The sequence below is a fragment of the Halostagnicola larsenii XH-48 genome, from assembly GCF_000517625.1.
Taxonomy (GTDB): domain Archaea; phylum Halobacteriota; class Halobacteria; order Halobacteriales; family Natrialbaceae; genus Halostagnicola; species Halostagnicola larsenii.
Genome location: NZ_CP007055.1, coordinates 2,288,166 through 2,305,157 on the forward strand (window position 1 = coordinate 2,288,166; position 16,992 = coordinate 2,305,157).

Genomic DNA, 16,992 nt, shown 5'->3' on the forward strand with positions numbered 1-16,992 from the left:
AAACGGAGCGGGTCACCAAAGGTTTCGGGGAGAGCGGAGCGCAATCGAGGAAAGTAGAGACGACCGCCGACGATGGCTTCCGCCGCCGACCGATCACTCCCGGTGACGCACGCGAACGAGTCCGCTCGAGGTCACGCCGACGATGAGCGGCGTGGAAATCTTCCGCCCTTTGACCGCGGGTCCGGCGGCGTCGCTGACGACCTTCATCAGATCGGGGGCGGTGTGATCGACTTTGACCCCGTTTTCGTCGCACGCGTCGTAGACCAGTTCGGGCACGTCGTAGAGGTCCGTTCCGGCCGGAACCCGAACCCGAACCGGTGCGCGGAGCGCCTCCGCGAAGGCGACCGTCTCGCGGGCCTTGGACAGGTTCTCTCGAGCGCTGGATTCGACCGACGAGACGTTCGCCCGCGAGGTGCCGAGCGCGTCGGCGATATCGGCCTGGGAAACGTCACGCTCTCGCAACGCGAGGACCTGTGCCTGTCTGTGAGTCAGGACGCTCGTCTCGGCTTCGAACCCGATATCCTCGAGCAACGCTTCGACGTCGTCGATCACGACGGGTGCCCTCCGAGCAGGTTCGTGAGCGCGTTCATGAGGGTATCTCAGGTCGGCAGGATCAAAGCGTCTACGATCGAACCGACGGCGCGCTCGAGCAGGTTCGAAATACAACCGATCGAACGCGAGACCGATCGAAGAAAAACGCGAGAGGGTGGACTGTCCACGGACCGCGGCTGTCGCCAGCGCGGGTCAGTTACGATCCCCAGAAGTTGTCGCGACTGCCGAGTCGCTCTCGTTTCTGGGTCCCGTCGCTGTCGTCGTCTGTGCTATCACTGACCTCGTCGCCGTCTGCGTCCGACTCGTCGTCGTCCTCGTCGGTGTCCATCGGCAGGCGCTCGAGTTCTTTGGCTCGAGCGTGGCTGCTATGGACGCGTTCGATTTCGACGCGAGATCGGGCCTTCGGGAGTACGCCGTCGACCATCACGATGAACCCGTCCTCGGTTCGCCCGACGCCGGCGCCGCTTTCGTGCATGTCGACGATGTCGACGACGACTTCCTCGCCGCGCTTGATCGGCTGGCTCTTCAGGTCGTCGATGGGCTGGTTGTAGTGTTGGCACCACTCTTTGCCACCACGATCACCGTAGTGTTGACACCCCATACCCGAAATCCGCTCGGAAAAGCTCGGACAGTCGTCGGCAAGTGGACAGTCTGCCATACGATTCTCTATCAGCGGCGGCGTTAAACCGCTTGCGTCTTGGAAACGACGTTTGCCCTCGAACGGGCCACCACCGGTATCGCTTGCAAAACACGAGGTGTCAGAACCGACTGCAGAACGGACAGACCGAGTACGGGATCCGAACCGAAACACGATCACACCGCTCGAGAACTCGAGCACGGTCGCCGCCGAACTCCCGGTCGCGCCTAAAGTATCGAGACAACTGCTTGTGTATGAAACGGGGTTTCGAAAACGTTTACGGGGATGGCAACGCACAAAACAATGATGAAGATACTCGTTACGGTCAAAGAAGTCGCGACCGTCGAAGACGAGTTCGAAATCGAGGAAACTGAAATCGCCGACCAGTACCTCGGTGCCGATCTCAACGAATGGGACGACTACGCCGTCGAGGAGGCCGTCCAACTGCAGGAAACCGGTATCGCCGACGAGGTCGTCACCGTGACGATCGGCTCGGAAGACTGCGAACAGACCATCCGACAGGCGCTCGCGAAGGGTGCCGACCGCGCCATCCGCGTCTGGGACGACACCCTCGAGGGCGTCGATCTGCTCGACGTCGGTGCGAAGACGGAAATCCTGCAGGCCGTCGTCGAAGCCGAGGATCCGGACCTCGTCCTCTCGGGAGTCCAGTCCGGCGACGACAGCTTCGGTGCCACCGGCGTCTCGCTCGCCAGCGACATCGGCTTCCAGTGGGGAGCTGTCGTCAACGGCCTCGAGCACGACTTCGAGGACGGCACCGCATCCGTGCGACGCGAACTCGAGGGCGGCGTCGAGGAGCTGACCGACGTCGAACTCCCGGCGGTCCTGACGATCCAGACCGGGATCAACGAACCCCGCTACGCAAGTCTTCGGGGGATTCGACAGGCCCAGCGCAAGGACCTGGACGTCCAGACGCTCGGCGACCTTGGCGTCGACGAGAGCGCCGTCGAAGGCGACCTGACACTCACCGATATGTACGAACCCGAAACCGAGACCGATGTCACTGTCTTCGAGGGCGGTGCCGACGACACGGCCGGGCAACTCGCTGAATTGCTCCGCGAGAAGGGGGTGGCACCATGACGGATATTCTCGCCGTCGCCGACCACCGCCGCGGCGAACTTCGGGACGTCAGCTACGAGATCATCACCGCCGGGCGCGAACTCGCGGACGAAACCGGCGGGGAACTCCACCTCGCGATCATCAGCGGCACCGTCGACGACTTCGCCGAAAAGGCAAACCGCGAGGGCGTCGACGTCATCCACACCGTTTCCTACGGCGAGGAGTTCAACCACGACGTCTACACGCAAGCGATCACGCAGCTCTACGACGAGGTCGGCCCGCAGTACGTACTCGCACCCAACAGTGTCAACGGCCTCGACTACGCCCCCGCCGTCGCGGACGAACTCGAGCTACCCATCGTCACGGATACGGTCGGCCTCGAGACCGACGGCGAGACCCTGATCGCCAACCGCGAGATGTACGGCGGCAAAGTCGAGACTACCGTCGAAATCGATTCGAACTCGGCGGTCGTCACCATCCGCAGCGCCGAGTGGCCCGTCGCGGAGGGCACCGGCGACGCCGCGGTAGAGGTCTTCGACGCCGACATCGACGAGGACGCCATCGGCTCGAGCGTCAACGGCTTCGAGGAGGTCGCCGGCGGCGATGTCGACATCAGCGAGGCGGATGTGCTGGTCTCGGTCGGGCGCGGGATCGAAGAGGAGGAGAATCTGGAGATCGTCCGCGAGCTGGCCGACGCGCTCGACGCGACGCTGTCGTCGTCGCGCCCGATCGTCGACAACGGCTGGCTCCCGAAGAATCGTCAGGTCGGCCAGTCCGGCAAGGTCGTCACGCCCGACGTCTACATCGCGATTGGCATCTCCGGTGCGGTCCAACACGTCGCCGGAATGAAAGGCTCCGATACCATCGTCGCGATCAACACCGACGAGAACGCCCCGATCATGGATATCGCGGACTACGCGATCTACGACGACCTCTTCGACGTCGTGCCGGCGCTGACTGAACAGTTCCGGTAGAGAGAACGGTATATTTGGCCCCGCCCCACTGGTTGGATGTCCGCTCGAAACCGTCTCGAGGAACCGAACGGCTTCGGCCGTAACCGTCACGTACTTTTTTCCCCCGTTCGAAGCGCTGGCAATGGAACTTCTCGAGCGCCGCCGGGCGCTGGTCGAGGAGCGTCTCGTCGAGGTCGTCGACGGTCTCGATCCGGAGACGCTCAGTTCGGAAGTTCGCCACGTGACGCTCTCAGGGGGAAAACGAGTGCGGCCGATGGTGACGATACTGGCATGTGAAACCGTTGGGGGGGAGGCGACGGACGCCGTCGACTTCGGCGTCGGGATCGAACTCGTCCACAGCGCGTCGCTCGTCGTCGACGACATCATCGACCGCTCGGAGCTCCGACGGGGGACGACGAGCGCCTGGGCGGAGTTCGGCCACGGGCCGGCGATCATCACCAGTGATGGGCTGCTCGGCGAGGCGTTCGCGCTCTTTTCGGCGGATCCGAAGGCGACCCAGGTCGTCGCCGAATCGCTGGTCGAACTCGGCGTCGGCGAAGCGACCGAACTCTCCTCGAAACCGTCGAACGAAGCCGAATACATGACGCTCGCACGCCGGAAAACCGGAGCGCTGTTTCGCGCCGCGGCGGAACTCGGCGCGATCGCGGCCGACTCCGATCCGTTCACCGTCGAGGCGCTCGGCGAGTACGCCGAACGCGTCGGGGTCGCCTTCCAGATCAGAGACGACGTGCTCGACGCGACGGCCGACGCCGCCGATCTCGGCAAACCGACGGGCCACGACGCGACCCTCGAGCGTCCCTCCGTCGTGCAGGTGACCGATCTGACGCCCGCGGAGGCGAACGACCGGGCGCGTGCGCAGGCGGATCGAGCGATCGACGCGCTCGGAACCGTCGACGCAGTCGACACGGAGGCTCGAGACTACTTACTCGAGTTGGCGGAGTTCGTCGTCGAGCGCGAGCGCTAATCGATCGCCGTCTGCGGACGACGGTGTGAAACCGCGCTATTCGCCATCCCAGTAGTCGACATCCCCCTCGATCGGATAATAGCCAGAGAGAGATCGCTCCGTACGTCCACCCGGCGGCGCGCCGACGTAGACGCCGAACTTCTCCGAGTCCGGGTACACCGTCACGTCCGGCTCGTTCATCGTCGAGACCACGAGGTAGCGAAGCGGCTCCTCGGAATCGTTGATCACCTTGTGACCGCCGCGCTCGTCGGCCGGAAGGGAGACGTAGTCGCCGTCCTCGAGGTCGTACGTCTCACCCGCGAGTCGAAGCGTTCCGGTTCCGGCCAGCACGTACAACGCCTCTTCGTTCGCGGCGTGGTAGTGGTACGGCCACGATTCGTTTCCGGCTGGGATTTCGTAGAGGCTACAGCCGAGTTTCTCGCCGGCCGCCGCCTCGCCCAGTTGTTTTCGTCGGGCGGTCATCGTCCCCTGGTCCAGTTCCGTCCACTCGAGGTCGCCGGCGTTTACGGGAGCCATACTGACGCCGTTCGACCGGGAGGAAATAGGGTTTTGCGGCTTCAGAACGTTCGGACGCTTTCGATCGCTTTCGTCCGATCCTGACGGCTTGGATTCTTCGGGTGACGGCGGATTTTCGAGACACCAGCGGGCTTTCTAGGCACTATCCGCTCGATGTGACCCCTCCGAGAACCGCGATTCCGCGACCGCAAACGCGAGGGTACTCACGATGCCCAACAACGTACCTCCCGTGAGCGCAGTCGCGAGCATCGCAACGCCGAACTCGTCGAGGAAGAACCCGCTGACCGCATAGAGGACGACGGAGATCGCGATCACGTAAAACGGCGCGTTCAGGTATCGCCACTCGAGGCGGCCGGCGATGTACTCGTCGGTGATCTGACCGAGGCTCGTCGTGATGCCTGCGGCTGCTATCCACTGGATCGACCCGTAGACTAACGCGGCGAGCATCATGGGTATCCCGAGATCGATCGGTGTGGACGCTCGAGTCTCCTCGAGCGTATCGACGCCGCTGACGCCGCCGAGTGCGAGCAACGCGGTCGCGACGACGTACGCGAGCAGGGTCGTTCGGCCGGCGTACAACGACCTGCGGCCGTACTCGACGGTCGCGTCGAGGTACTCACCCAGACCGAGTCCGCGCGAGATGAGGTAGAGTCCGAGCAGCGTCGAGGTGACGCCGAGAACGAGCCCCGGAAGGTCGAGCAATGCGCCGATCAACGCCAGCGGATAGATCAGCAGGAGGATGCCTATCGGAATCAGGACAGTGCCACGCGTTTCGGGATCGTCGAGCACCTGCTTGATCGTGTAGTACATCGACTCCAAGTTCTGTGCCTGCCGGACGACGACCCGCCGAACGCCGTCGATCGGGACCCGCGATCTGATGATCGGGATGACCGATTCGTCCTGTGCGCCGTCGGTGATGACCAGCGTCGTGACGGTCTCTGCGGTCGAGAGGCTCGCGAGGACGGTGTCGACCTCGTCGCCGACCTCCCGGTTGGCCTCGAGATCGCTGCCGTCGTTTCCCGTCACTACGGCGACTTCGACGCTTTCGTCGCGTTCGGCGAGGTCGTCGTAGACGTGAATTCCCTGAAAGATCACGTTGACGTCCGAATCCTCTGGATCCTCGGTCGCCAGCGCGACGGCGGCCTCTTCGACCGGCTCGCGGCCGATCACTGGCGTCGAAAAGCCGGTCTTGCGGCCGAGATCGTCGTCGAGATCGACACACAGGACCAACAGCATCGCCTCGAGGTACGGGTGCGTGGTACTTCCATCTTCTGGGGTCGAACCGAACGCTAGATCGCTGTCGAACGAGCGGCGGCCGAACGTCGACAGAGTGTCAACCGACCGAACGCCGGTCGAAGCGTTCAACTCGACGCTCCGAGAACGGTGCGTATGGCACCGTTCGCGAGCGACGATCCGGTCGCGCTCCTCCTCATCGACGTCCAGCGCGGGTTCGACGATCCGGTCTACGGCGAGCGAAACAATCCGGAAGCGGAGACGCGGATCGGCGAGTTACTCTCGCGGTGGCGCGAGACCGAACGGCCGATCGTTCACGTCAAACACTGCTCGAGCGAACCCGATTCACCGCTTCGGCCGGACAAACCCGGGAACGCGTTCAAATCCGTCGGCGAGCCACGCGAGGGGGAGCAGGTCGTCGAAAAACGGGTCAACGGCGCGTTCGTCGGGACGAATCTCGAGTCGTGGTTACGGGAGCGATCGATCGAGACGATCGTGTGCTGTGGATTCACGACCGATCATTGCGTGTCGACGACGACCCGAATGGCCGAGAACCGCGGCTTCGATCCGTTCGTCGTCGCCGACGCCACGGCGACGTTCGAACGCGAGGGGTACGACGGCCGGGCCTTCGACGCGGAGGCGACCCACCAGCACGCGCTGGCGCACCTTCGAGAGGAGTTCGCGACGATCCTCGAGACCGATGCGCTCCTCGACTGACGCGGCTCCGAGGGCCAAACGAGAGTGCGAGTCAGCTATATCTCCCGATCTTCGTGGGTGTGACACACAATCCACCGATGATTCCGCACGGCTTTTGCCCCTCGAGACGGTATGCAGAGTCGAATGATTTCGAAGGGCTGTGAGCAGTGTGCGAAAGGCGGCAAGATGGTGCTGTTCGTCTACGGTTACTGCGACCAGCGCGACTGCTTTTACTGCCCGCTCGGCGAGTCTCGCAAGAACGTCACGGACGTCTACGCGAACGAACGACTCGTCGAGGACGACGAGGACGTCCTCACGGAAGCCCATCGGATGGACGCGCTCGGAACGTCGATCACGGGCGGAGAACCCCAGGAGGCCCTCGAACGAACCTGTCACTACCTCGAACTACTCAAAGACGAGTTCGGCGAGGACCACCACACCCACCTCTATACCGGCATCACGGGTGGACGGGAGAACATGCGTCGGCTCTCAGAGGCCGGCCTCGACGAAATTCGGTTCCACCCGCCGCTCGAGCAGTGGGGCGACCTCCACGGAACCGAGTGGGAGGAGATTCTCTATATCGCACGCGAAGAAGGACTGACGCCCGCCTTCGAAATTCCCGGCATCCGCCCCGAACCGGAGTTCCTCGAATTCCTCGACGAAGGGGCGGCGGAGTTCTGTAACATAAACGAGTTCGAGATGAGCCACGGAAACTTTCGTCGAATGCAAGCGGAAGGCTACGAACTCAAAGAAGACCACATGAGCGCCGTCGACAACGACCGCGAGACGATCCTCGAGGTGATGGGCGACCACGAGCGGACCTATTTCTGTACCTCCGTATTCAAAGACGCCGCACAACACCGGCGGCGACTCAAACGAGCCGCACGGAACGTCCGCAGAGAGTTCGACGACATCACCGACGACGGAACGCTGGTCTACGGCAAGACCAAGACCGATCCGTCTCGGTTCGTCGACCTCGGCGTTCCCGAGGAGTTCTACACCGTCAAGACGAACCACGTCGAAGTCGCCTGGTGGCTACTCGAGGAGATGATCGACGAAGGGGATCTCGAGGACGGCGAAATCGTCGAACAGTATCCGACCTACGACGGGCAGGTCGTCGAGCGGACGCCGCTCGCGTAGGCGCGTTGAAATAGACGACAGTTCAGTCGATTTCTGTCGGGTCGACTTCCGGATGCGTGATGAGGTTCTCGCGACCGATCCGAAGCTTCTCGATTTCGTCGTCGTCGTCCATCTTCGAGAGCAGTTGAGACACCTTCGCGTTCGACCAGCCGGTCTCTTTGACGATCGTCGCCTGTTTCATCCGACCACCGTTTTTGCTGAGCATCCTGTGAACGCGTTCTTCGTCGCTCAAAAGCGACGGGTCGACTTCCTCGTCCTCGGTGAACTCGAGTTCGGCATCGCGGGATTCAGAAGCTGCCAACCTGTCACCCCCCGACTGGGCGGAGCCAGCCGCAGTGAACGAGTCACCGTCAGTGACGTGACCGGAGTCACGATTCGAGTCGACTCCAGGCACGGAAATATCCGGAATGCGATCGATCAACGGCTCGAGATCCGAACGCCGCTGGGCGAGCAAATACCCGCTAACACCGAACGCGACTGCAAGTACGGCGAGTATGCCTCCAACCCACCCCAGAGTCGGGAATGGAGCCGATCCGCCCGACGACAGGAAGACGAGATCTGGCTCGTCAGTTAACTCGACGGGGCCGTCCCAGACGTAGGTGCCGTCCTCACTGCCGGGCGTCACTCCCTCGTATTCGGGGGGAGTCTGGATAACGAGTTGCTGATTACTGTTGAGAAATGGTAACAAATCACCGTGCTCGCTCTCGAAAACGTCGTTGACGTAGATCCGATCGCCATCTACGTAGCCGAAATTCGTCCACGTGAACGAATACGAAATGACGCCGATCGACGCGTTGTCGGTCTCTATGTCGTCGTCGCTTTCGATCATCTCGAGTTCGTCATCGTTCGGTGCTTCAGTTCGGGGCTCGTCCCAGCGTTCGTCCTTGATCGCCATCTCTCGATCGATCGACTCATCGGCGTTCGCGTTAGCCTGCTCGAACGCCTCGATCGGGAATTCGTTACTGGCGGTGTACTCGGTCGCGAACTCTTCGAACTGTTCGACTTCACTGTCGTCCGTGAGGAGGAATCGGCTCTCGACCGTCCACTCTGCATCCCCTGACTCTGTTATATTGAGGCGAAAGGACTGTTTCGGGTCCGCAGCGTCGAATTGCATATCCGAATCCTGAAAGGTTGTCGCGACGGTGTACTGTGCGGGAGAGCGGTCCGCTCCGGTCGACGAAGAGATCGGGGAAGCGGCCACCGATCCGAACGTTGACGCAACGAGGAGGGCGACGAGGGCAAGCGTGAGGGCGGTCGATAACCGCATACGTACAGCGGTGGTTTCCCAGGGGAAAAAACACTTTCCATAGAAAAATCGATTATTACTTTACCCGTCGTGTGAGGGGTCTGATGGTAGTCCGTCCTTACCTTCGGCCAGCAGGTGTCGACCAATTTTTGTACCAGAGAGTTCTACGGGTATTCAATGACGAAGGCGATGCCAGCCCTCCTCGCGTTGTTTCTCGTCGTCTCCCTTCCGGCGATGACTGTCGCCGCGGCGACACCCACAGCCACAGAAAGGTCGGTCGAAGGGAGCTACGAACCGGTGGCCATCCAATCGGTCGAACCGGTCGCCGTTCAGGACACGACGAACCGTCTGACGCTGACGGACCCAGCGCGCAACGAAACCATCGAGTACGGACAAGACCTCGGCACAATCCTCGCGCTCAGTGACGATGATCTCCGCAACGAGTACGAGTGGGACATCCTCTTCGACGAGGAGTTCGAAGACGTGAGCGACCGAGAACGCGACGAGATGATCAACGCGTCTCTCGAGAACGTTCGCGACCGAACGGACGAACTCGAGCAGCGAGAGAAGGATGCGGTAAGAGCCCACGCTGATGGAGAGATATCGACTAATCAACTACTGCAAATCCTCATACGAAACTACAACGACGCGAGCGCGCTCGAACAGCGAACCGACGAAATAGCCGAACGATCGGACGACGTCGTCGGCTATAGTATGGATACAGATGTCCAGAGCGACCTGCAATCCGATCAAGAACGGCTCACAGTACAGCAGGGGACCGTCCGAGCATTAGCAGCGTCGAGCGAACAGGGAACAGGAACGACCGGCGGATTACCGGTTCAGATCCAGACGTCCGACGCGGGATACCGTCTCGAGACAATGGTCGACGATACGTACGTCGTCGAGACGACTCGGATCGACAACCGTGATATCGACGGCTACAGTGAGTACGACGACCAGAGTCAAGCTTTCGATCGATTCGAGGAGTTGTACCCGTGGGCGACAGAAGATGGAACGACGAGTTTTAGTAACGACAACGGAGATCCTTGGAACTTGTATCGGGCGGAGATCCCACACAGCCAAGGAATCCTCACCTCGTTCCTCGATAGCAACTCCGGGGAAATCTTCCACGAGGTACAGGAACTAAACGTCGAAAGGTTGCCGATATCCGAAACGACGACGGAGACGGACAACGGTCTCGAGGTAACTCACAACGAGACGCCCGCGGACGGCCCGGTCAAAATACTGGTACACGACACTGAAACCGGCGAACCCGCCGAAGGAGCCACCATCTCTATCGACGGGACCGAAGTCGGAGAAACCAACAGCGACGGGTCCCTCTGGTACCTCCCCTCGAGTGACGAATACGAGGTCGAGGCCGAGTCGGGTGGTGAAACCGTCACCCTGGAGATATCGTAGCGACGCGAGAGTTTATCCCTCATTACGGGTCCATCGGTCCGTGTGAAACCGAACGGAAGGCCGTTTCGTCAACGCACCGAACACGGTTGGCTTTCGACCGACCGCACCGCTCGAGCGGTTAGCCCGCTCATCGGAATCCTCGCGATGATCGCCATTACCGTCGTCCTTGCAGCCGTCCTCGCAGCCGGTGTCAACGCACTGGGGACGGGAACGTCACCACCGACGGCTTCGTTCGACCTCGCCGTCGACGCAGATCAATCGACGATCGAACTCGAACACGCGGGCGGAGATGCAATTGACGTTCGCGAACTCACAATGAACGTCGAAATAGACGGCGTTGCACTCGCGGCACAGCCGCCGATTCCGTTCGTCGGCGCAGAAGGGTTCGCCGAGGCGCCGACGGGCCCGTTCAACGCCAGAAGCGACCCAATCTGGCGGGGAGGCGAGTCCGGCCGCGTCGAACTCGCCTCAACGAACGAGCCACAGTTGCGCCCCGGCGAGTCGGTTACCGTGACGCTGACCGTAGACGGCCACCGGATCGCGTCGCTCGAGGAAACAGCGAAGTGATGCTCGAGAACGAAGCCGACGGTCGGAATGTTTCAAAGCGGAGTGATAGATTAGCGATCGGGAGCCCGACCGATCGTGGTGATAGCGACATCTGGTTCGTAGGATGGGCCCATGAACTTGTGTTTGACATCCTCGAATCCCGCCCGCTTGAACATTCGATCCGCCTCGTACTCGTCGTAAAAGAGCATCATCGCGTCGGCGAATTTTTGCGTGATGAGTCTATCGGGGTAGTTCGGGCCAACGACGAGGACCTGTCCGCCCGGCTTCAACACGCGGCGGAACTCCCGAAGCGCGAGGATCGGGTTCGGCCAGTACTCGATCGAACCCGACGACCAGACGACGTCGAACGTGTCCGTCGCGAACGGAAGACGCTCGGCGTCTCCGCGATGAAATTGCACCGACGGATTCCGTTTGCCGAACTTGCCGTAGGCCTTCTCGAGTTGGTGTTCGCTCTGATCGAGCGCGTAGACGTGGTCGACCTCCTCGAGCAGGCCCTCGGTCCCGAACCCGGTTCCACAGCCGACGTCCAGTACCGTCATGTCCTCCTCGAACTCGAGGAGGTCGAGCGCTTCGGTTCGCATCTCTTCGTTCCAGATGAACGGGTTGATCCAGTCGTAGACTGTCGAGAGATACTTATAAAAGAGCCGGGCCCTGGCTTTGTTCTCGAGGATTCCCATTGGGTGAGCAGTTCCAGTTCGAACACAATATGCTTGCTGTTCTCGGTTTGTGGCCGAATTCCGGGGCGAGTGGGTTGGGCAACCACACCACAATCAAACCGTGCTTTCGGCCCCAACGGCGGATCACTTTCGCAACTACCATATACGCCCTTGAGCAAAGTTTCGCTTGCTTAGATTATGCCGAGGCCAGAGGTTCTCGAACGACTTCAGTCGGCCGAACACGAGGCCGACGACATCGTCGCACAGGCAGAAGATGACCGCGACGAGCGAATAGCCGAGGCCCGGGAACGCGCCGAGGAGATTCGCACCGACGCTGAACAGCAAGCGCGCGAGCTCAAAGAACGCCGGCTCGAGCAAGCGCGCGAAGAAATAGATCAGGAATGCGAGCGCGTTCTCGAGGAAGGCGAGCAAGAGCGGGAGGAACTCGCCGAGCGCGCCCGCGACCGGGTCGACGAAGTGACAGCCCACGTCGTCGAACTGTTCCAGGAGGACGTCCATGCTCAGACCTGAACGGATGAGCAAGGTCTCGGTGACCGGCTCGAGGGGCGTCATGTCCCCGGTTATCGAGACGATCCACGGACTAAATCTGGTTCACCTCTCGGACTACGACGGCTCCTGGGAGGGGTTCGACAACGGCGACCCGATTGAGGGAGCCGAGTCCGCCTCCGAAAAGCTCGTCACCGTCCGTGCCCTCGAGAGCACGCTGGATCTCTCAGTCGACGAGGTCGACCCGGATCCGGGAGCGCTCAAGGACGGATGGGAGGACCGACTCGAGTCCATTCGAACGCGAATCAACGAACTCGACGATCGGCGCAACGAGATCAACGACGAACTGCGCCAGGTCAACGAGCGGATCGACCGCGTTGCACCCTTCGCCACGCTCGGAATCGATCTCGACTTGCTGTCGGGCTTTAACTCGGTCGACATCCTCGTCGGCGAAGGATCGTTCGACGAAGTCGAGGCGGCCCTCGAGGCGGCCGACGAGATTCGGGCCTACGAGACGTTCACCGACGACGGCGTCGTTGCAATCGTCGCCGCACCTTCCGAATCAGCCGGCGACAACCCGATCGACGACGCGCTCGTCGGCGTCGAGTTCACCCGTCACGACGTTCCCGAGACCGACCAGAGTCCCGAGGCGTACGTGGCAGACCTCGAGTCCCGAAAAGCCGAACTCGAGTCCCAACTCGAGGAGATCGACGCCGAACTCGAGGAGATCAAACAGGCAGACGGTGACTTTCTCCTGCGAGCCGAAGAGGAACTGTCGATCGAAGTACAACAGGCGGAAGCGCCGCTGCAGTTCGCGACGACCGAGCACGCGTTCGTCGCGGAAGGCTGGCTTCCGACCGAGGAGTACGACCGACTCGTTTCCGGCCTGAACGATGTCGTCGGCGACAGCGTCGAAATCGAGGAACTCGTTCGAGCCGACTACAACGACGAGGGATATCCGACGCGAACGGAAGCCGTCGAACACGACGGCACTGCGGACTCGGACGAAACGGTCGCCAAAGAGGAAGAAGAGCGCGAAACTCGAGAGGCGCTTGCCGACGGCGGGTCGGCGACGGCGAGCGGTGCGGTGACGATGGTGGACGAACCACCGGTCATCCAGGACAACGTCGGTCCTGCAAAGCCGTTCGAGTTCTTGCTCCGACTGATCGACCGGCCAAAGTACAGCGAACTCGATCCGACCATCGTGTTGCTGTTGACGTTCCCGGCGTTCTACGGGTTCATGCTCGGCGACCTCGGGTACGGACTGTTGTATACCGGCGTCGGCTACCTGCTGTACAGTCAGTTCGACCAAGACATCGTTCGGAGTCTCGGTGCGATCGGCATGTGGGCCGGCGGCTTCACGATGTTGTTCGGGATTCTGTACGGCGAAGTGTTCGGGCTGCACGTTCTCGGCGAAGTCCTGTTTAGCGACGGCCCACCGTTGCGAAAGGGAATCCAGCCCGCGTTCTCCCAGTTTAGCCAGGCGTGGTTGCTGGCGAGCGTCTTCATCGGACTGGGCCACCTTACCATCGGGTACATCTTCGGCTTTATCAACGACCTCGAACACGGCGTCGCAGATGCCTACTTCGAGAACGGCTCGTGGGCGCTGCTCATGATCGGCCTCTGGATGTGGATCTTCAGTGTCCAGGGCGAGGGAGCGAAGCCTGCGTTCCTCTTCGAGACGTTCAGTAGCGAGGGGCCGATCCCGATCGGCTTCGACGGCTTCCCGGTCATGGAAGTGTTCTCGCTGCCCGAGGCCGCCCCGGCAGTTTTGGGTGGCCTTGCGGTCGGCGTCCCGATGCTGATCGCACTGTTCGGCTTCGTGACGATGGTCTACGGCGAGGTCAGACACTACGGTGCCCTCGGGATCATCATCGGTGGCCTCGAGAGTTTCAACGTCTTCGGTGACGTGCTCTCGTACCTCCGGATGGCGGCGGTCATCCTCGCGAAAGCAGGGATGGCGTTCGTCGTCAACATGCTGTTCTTCGGGGTCTACGTCGTCGAGGGCGATTCGGGTGCTGAATGGCACTTCGGGACCAGCCACGCACCCCAGTACATGCTCGAGCAGGGCACCTACCACGGACACGAAGTGAGCGAAGTCATGTTCGGCGGTCTGCTCCACGGCGGCATCCTGATGGCGATCATCGGCGTGTTCGTCCTCGTACTCGGTCACGTCGTCGTCCTGTTGCTCGGCATCACCAGCGCTGGCCTTCAGGGAATTCGTCTCGAGTACGTCGAGTTCTTCAATCGGTTCTACGAAGGCGGTGGACGAAAGTTCGAACCGTTCGGTCGTGAACGGATCGACGACGACAACTGATTCGGCAGTCGTTTCGAGCTCAGTTTGGGTTCGTTTTCATTTGTTTTCGTCTCCTATCCGGTAGCTATAAACTCGCGAGAGAGCGTCTCGGGCCCGCGTGTCAGGGGTTAGCAGGCCAGAATCGGCGGTTTGGTTTGGGAAGTTTTAAGAAGACACTGCGGAGTAGTACTACCTGTCCGGTTGCAAAACCACGAGAAAACTACAATCATGATCGAAGCTCCACTCGAACTTGGACTCGCGCTGAACAGTTTCGCTGAGAACGCGGTCGTGTTGCAGGAAGAAGCCGCAGGCGGTGGCGGTCCGATGATCGAACGAGGCGCAGCGGCGGCCCTCGGTATCGGTCTCGCAGCCATCGGCGCAGGATACGCAGAGCGAGCGATCGGCGCGTCGGTCGTCGGTGCACTCGCCGAGGACTCCATCTCGCCCGGTATCGGAATTCTCCTGACAGTCCTCCCCGAGACGCTCGTGATCTTCGCACTGGTCGCGCTCTTCGTCGGACCTTAAAGCGTCCCTCTTCGAACCTTCTTACAATGAGTTTGGACACAGTCGTTGAGGACATCCGAGAAGAGGCTCACGCGCGTGCGGAGGATATCCGCTCACAGGGCGAAACGCGCGCCGAAGAGATCGAGTCAGCCGCCCGCGAAGACGCAGACGAAATCGTCGCCGACGCCGAAGACGAAGTCGAGCGCGAGATCGAGCAGTTGCGCGAACAGCGACTCTCCAGTGCGAAACTGGAGGCGAAACAAAAACGCCTGGAGGCACGCCGCGACGTTCTCACGGACGTACGTGAGTCCGTCGAGGACGAACTCACCTCGCTCGAGGGCGACACCCGCGAGGAACTCACTCGCGAACTCCTCGAGGCCGCGACGGTCGAGTTCGACGAGGACGACACAGTCACCGTCTACGGTCGCGAATCCGACGAGGAACTGATCGAATCGATCCTCGAGGAGTACGACGGCTACGAGTACGACGGCGAATACGACTGTCTCGGCGGTGTCGTCGTCGAGAGCGAGGCGTCCCGACTGCGAGTCAACAACACGTTCGACTCGGTGCTCGAGGACGTCTGGGAAGACAACCTCCAGGAGATCAGTAACCGACTCTTCGAGCAATGAGCACAGGTGCCTCGAATCCGGAGTACGTGAACGCCCGTGTTCGCTCGCGCCGAGCGGCGATGCTGTCCGACGAGGACTACCGCAAACTGATCCGGATGGGGCCGAGCGAGATCGCGCGGTTCATGGAAGAGACGGAGTACGAAACCGAGATCAACGCGCTCGGGACCCGATTTTCCGGCGTCGATCTGATCGAGTACGCACTGAACCGAAACCTCGCGAAGCACTTCGACGATCTGCTCGAGTGGTCCGAGGGCGAACTCTACGATCGAATCGTTCGATATCTCCGAAAGTTCGACGTCTGGAACCTGAAAACGATCGTTCGCGGGATCTACACGGACAGCGATCCCGAGGAGATCCAGACAGACCTCATTCGAGCCGGCGAACTCGACGACGGAACGCTCGATCGGCTGGTCGAAGTCGATTCGATCGAAGACGTCATCGAGATTATCGAGGGGACGATTTTCGCCGACCAGCTCGAAGACGCCTACGAGGCCTACGAGGAAAGCGGTGCTCTCGTTCCGCTAGAAAACGCGTTGGATCGAGCGTTTTACGAGAATTTACTCGAGGATCTTGGCCGACCCCGAGAGGGGCCCCAGGCGAAGTACGTCGAGTTCCTCGAGGCGGAGATCGACTTCCGAAACGCACGGAACGCGTTGCGTCTCGCACGGAGCGGGGCGGACCTCGATCCAGCCGCCTACTACATCGAGGGTGGCGTACTGTTCGAAGAGTCCGACCTGAACCGACTGATCGGCGACTACGACACGCTCGTCGATCACATCGCGGAGAACAAACGCTACGGCGACCGCCTGTCGGGGGCGCTGGATCAACTGCGCGATGCTGACAGCCTTATCCAGTTCGAGCACGCACTAGACGCCGCGTTGCTCGAGTACGCTGATACGCTCTCGAGCGTGTATCCGACCTCGATATCACCGGTGCTGTCGTTCGTTCTCGCGAAAGAGCGCGAGGTCGAGAATATCCGTGCGATCGCGCGCGGCCGCGAGGTCGGACTCGACGAGAACGAGATTGAAGAAGAGCTGGTGATCCTATGAGCCAGGAAATCGCAGTCGTCGGCAGTCCGGAGTTTACAACCGGCTTCCGCCTCGCGGGAGTCAGTCGATTCGAGAACGTTCCGGACGACGAAAAAGACGAACGGTTAGACGACGCAGCGACGGCCGCCCTCGAAGACGATGGCGTCGGTATCGTCGTCATGCACGACGACGATCTCGAGTACCTGTCACGAAACGTTCGACAGGAAGTCGAGACGAGCGTCGAGCCGGTCGTCGTCACGATCGGAAGCGGAACCGGTGGTGGCGGGCTGCGCGAACAGATAAAACGCGCGATCGGGATCGACCTGATGGACGAGGACGAAGACAGCTAAA

Annotated in this window: 19 protein-coding genes; 13 read left to right on the forward strand and 6 right to left on the reverse strand. The window is 61.3% G+C overall.

The features are described from left to right. Window positions 1–93 precede the first annotated feature (93 nt). Window positions 94–603, reverse strand: a complete 510-nt coding sequence (locus HALLA_RS11570) for a Tfx family DNA-binding protein (RefSeq protein ID WP_084569036.1) — start codon at window positions 601–603, stop codon at window positions 94–96. A gap of 145 nt (window positions 604–748) precedes the next feature. Further along, window positions 749–1,210 carry a TRAM domain-containing protein gene (locus tag HALLA_RS11575; RefSeq protein ID WP_049953502.1) on the reverse strand — a complete coding sequence of 154 codons (462 nt, stop codon included), beginning with the start codon at window positions 1,208–1,210 and terminating at the stop codon, window positions 749–751. 285 nt (window positions 1,211–1,495) lie between these two features. Here HALLA_RS11575 and HALLA_RS11580 point away from each other — a divergent pair, with 285 nt between their 5' ends. The 3 genes from HALLA_RS11580 (at window position 1,496) to HALLA_RS11590 (ending at window position 4,204) form a co-directional block, all read left to right on the forward strand. Then, entirely contained in the window at window positions 1,496–2,287 is a 792-nt protein-coding gene (locus HALLA_RS11580; RefSeq protein WP_049954101.1) for an electron transfer flavoprotein subunit beta/FixA family protein, read from the forward strand. Further along, entirely contained in the window at window positions 2,284–3,240 is a 957-nt protein-coding gene (locus tag HALLA_RS11585) for an electron transfer flavoprotein subunit alpha/FixB family protein (RefSeq protein ID WP_049953503.1), read from the forward strand. The genes HALLA_RS11580 and HALLA_RS11585 overlap by 4 nt, the downstream gene beginning before the upstream one ends. Window positions 3,241–3,361: 121 nt before the next feature. Further along, a complete protein-coding gene (locus HALLA_RS11590; RefSeq protein ID WP_049953504.1) occupies window positions 3,362–4,204 on the forward strand; it encodes a polyprenyl synthetase family protein in 843 nt (280 codons plus the stop codon). A 36-nt stretch (window positions 4,205–4,240) separates the two neighbouring features. On the opposite strand, the gene HALLA_RS11595 is transcribed toward HALLA_RS11590, so the two are convergent. Then, window positions 4,241–4,720, reverse strand: a complete 480-nt coding sequence (locus tag HALLA_RS11595) for a cupin domain-containing protein (protein ID WP_049953505.1) — start codon at window positions 4,718–4,720, stop codon at window positions 4,241–4,243. Between the two features lie 135 nt (window positions 4,721–4,855). Continuing rightward, window positions 4,856–5,956, reverse strand: a complete 1,101-nt coding sequence (locus tag HALLA_RS11600; protein WP_049954102.1) for a DUF373 family protein — start codon at window positions 5,954–5,956, stop codon at window positions 4,856–4,858. A 153-nt stretch (window positions 5,957–6,109) separates the two neighbouring features. Between HALLA_RS11600 and HALLA_RS11605 the strand changes: the two genes are divergently transcribed. After that, window positions 6,110–6,670: a cysteine hydrolase family protein gene (locus tag HALLA_RS11605; RefSeq protein ID WP_049953506.1), complete on the forward strand. Its 561-nt coding sequence runs from the start codon at window positions 6,110–6,112 to the stop codon at window positions 6,668–6,670. A 123-nt stretch (window positions 6,671–6,793) separates the two neighbouring features. Next, a complete protein-coding gene (locus HALLA_RS11610; protein ID WP_049954103.1) occupies window positions 6,794–7,789 on the forward strand; it encodes a radical SAM protein in 996 nt (331 codons plus the stop codon). Between the two features lie 22 nt (window positions 7,790–7,811). Here the strand turns inward: HALLA_RS11610 and HALLA_RS11615 are convergent, their stop codons facing one another. Then, window positions 7,812–9,056 (reverse strand): helix-turn-helix transcriptional regulator, encoded by a 1,245-nt coding sequence (locus tag HALLA_RS11615; RefSeq protein WP_049953507.1) that lies wholly within the window; start codon window positions 9,054–9,056, stop codon window positions 7,812–7,814. Window positions 9,057–9,212: 156 nt separating this feature from the next. On the opposite strand from HALLA_RS11615, the gene HALLA_RS11620 reads away from it, so the two are divergent. After that, complete coding sequence (locus tag HALLA_RS11620; protein WP_049953508.1) at window positions 9,213–10,454, forward strand: DUF7096 domain-containing protein; 1,242 nt, start codon at window positions 9,213–9,215, stop codon at window positions 10,452–10,454. A 42-nt stretch (window positions 10,455–10,496) separates the two neighbouring features. Continuing rightward, window positions 10,497–11,021 carry a type IV pilin gene (locus HALLA_RS11625; RefSeq protein WP_049953509.1) on the forward strand — a complete coding sequence of 175 codons (525 nt, stop codon included), beginning with the start codon at window positions 10,497–10,499 and terminating at the stop codon, window positions 11,019–11,021. A 50-nt stretch (window positions 11,022–11,071) separates the two neighbouring features. Here the strand turns inward: HALLA_RS11625 and HALLA_RS11630 are convergent, their stop codons facing one another. Next, the gene (locus HALLA_RS11630; RefSeq protein WP_049953510.1) at window positions 11,072–11,698 is read right to left on the reverse strand and encodes a methyltransferase domain-containing protein; all 627 of its coding nucleotides are present in this window, start codon (window positions 11,696–11,698) and stop codon (window positions 11,072–11,074) included. A 177-nt stretch (window positions 11,699–11,875) separates the two neighbouring features. Between HALLA_RS11630 and ahaH the strand changes: the two genes are divergently transcribed. From ahaH to HALLA_RS11660, 6 genes are all read left to right on the forward strand, one after another. Beyond that, on the forward strand, window positions 11,876–12,208 hold the full coding sequence (gene ahaH / locus HALLA_RS11635; protein ID WP_049953511.1) for an ATP synthase archaeal subunit H: 333 nt from the start codon (window positions 11,876–11,878) through the stop codon (window positions 12,206–12,208). Further along, window positions 12,195–14,501 carry a V-type ATP synthase subunit I gene (locus tag HALLA_RS11640; protein WP_049953512.1) on the forward strand — a complete coding sequence of 769 codons (2,307 nt, stop codon included), beginning with the start codon at window positions 12,195–12,197 and terminating at the stop codon, window positions 14,499–14,501. The genes ahaH and HALLA_RS11640 overlap by 14 nt, the downstream gene beginning before the upstream one ends. 207 nt (window positions 14,502–14,708) lie before the next feature. Next, window positions 14,709–15,005, forward strand: coding sequence for an ATP synthase subunit K (locus HALLA_RS11645; protein ID WP_049953513.1), 297 nt, complete (start codon window positions 14,709–14,711; stop codon window positions 15,003–15,005). A 26-nt stretch (window positions 15,006–15,031) separates the two neighbouring features. Beyond that, window positions 15,032–15,613 (forward strand): V-type ATP synthase subunit E, encoded by a 582-nt coding sequence (locus HALLA_RS11650; protein ID WP_049953514.1) that lies wholly within the window; start codon window positions 15,032–15,034, stop codon window positions 15,611–15,613. After that, complete coding sequence (locus HALLA_RS11655; protein ID WP_049953515.1) at window positions 15,610–16,662, forward strand: V-type ATP synthase subunit C; 1,053 nt, start codon at window positions 15,610–15,612, stop codon at window positions 16,660–16,662. Before HALLA_RS11650 ends, HALLA_RS11655 begins: the two co-directional genes overlap by 4 nt. Beyond that, on the forward strand, window positions 16,659–16,991 hold the full coding sequence (locus tag HALLA_RS11660) for a V-type ATP synthase subunit F (protein WP_049953516.1): 333 nt from the start codon (window positions 16,659–16,661) through the stop codon (window positions 16,989–16,991). Before HALLA_RS11655 ends, HALLA_RS11660 begins: the two co-directional genes overlap by 4 nt. The last annotated feature ends 1 nt before the right edge of the window (window position 16,992 follow it).

Coding starts and splice junctions, on each gene's coding strand:
- HALLA_RS11645 (WP_049953513.1), top strand. CDS start 14,709: ATGATCGAAGCTCCACTCGAACTTGGACTCGCGCTGAACAGTTTCGCT.
- HALLA_RS11585 (WP_049953503.1), top strand. CDS start 2,284: ATGACGGATATTCTCGCCGTCGCCGACCACCGCCGCGGCGAACTTCGG.
- HALLA_RS11650 (WP_049953514.1), top strand. CDS start 15,032: ATGAGTTTGGACACAGTCGTTGAGGACATCCGAGAAGAGGCTCACGCG.
- HALLA_RS11660 (WP_049953516.1), top strand. CDS start 16,659: ATGAGCCAGGAAATCGCAGTCGTCGGCAGTCCGGAGTTTACAACCGGC.
- HALLA_RS11640 (WP_049953512.1), top strand. CDS start 12,195: ATGCTCAGACCTGAACGGATGAGCAAGGTCTCGGTGACCGGCTCGAGG.
- HALLA_RS11575 (WP_049953502.1), bottom strand. CDS start 1,210: ATGGCAGACTGTCCACTTGCCGACGACTGTCCGAGCTTTTCCGAGCGG.
- HALLA_RS11580 (WP_049954101.1), top strand. CDS start 1,496: ATGAAGATACTCGTTACGGTCAAAGAAGTCGCGACCGTCGAAGACGAG.
- HALLA_RS11630 (WP_049953510.1), bottom strand. CDS start 11,698: ATGGGAATCCTCGAGAACAAAGCCAGGGCCCGGCTCTTTTATAAGTAT.
- HALLA_RS11655 (WP_049953515.1), top strand. CDS start 15,610: ATGAGCACAGGTGCCTCGAATCCGGAGTACGTGAACGCCCGTGTTCGC.
- HALLA_RS11600 (WP_049954102.1), bottom strand. CDS start 5,956: ATGCTGTTGGTCCTGTGTGTCGATCTCGACGACGATCTCGGCCGCAAG.
- HALLA_RS11620 (WP_049953508.1), top strand. CDS start 9,213: ATGACGAAGGCGATGCCAGCCCTCCTCGCGTTGTTTCTCGTCGTCTCC.
- HALLA_RS11605 (WP_049953506.1), top strand. CDS start 6,110: ATGGCACCGTTCGCGAGCGACGATCCGGTCGCGCTCCTCCTCATCGAC.
- HALLA_RS11615 (WP_049953507.1), bottom strand. CDS start 9,056: ATGCGGTTATCGACCGCCCTCACGCTTGCCCTCGTCGCCCTCCTCGTT.
- ahaH (WP_049953511.1), top strand. CDS start 11,876: ATGCCGAGGCCAGAGGTTCTCGAACGACTTCAGTCGGCCGAACACGAG.
- HALLA_RS11595 (WP_049953505.1), bottom strand. CDS start 4,720: ATGGCTCCCGTAAACGCCGGCGACCTCGAGTGGACGGAACTGGACCAG.
- HALLA_RS11590 (WP_049953504.1), top strand. CDS start 3,362: ATGGAACTTCTCGAGCGCCGCCGGGCGCTGGTCGAGGAGCGTCTCGTC.
- HALLA_RS11610 (WP_049954103.1), top strand. CDS start 6,794: ATGATTTCGAAGGGCTGTGAGCAGTGTGCGAAAGGCGGCAAGATGGTG.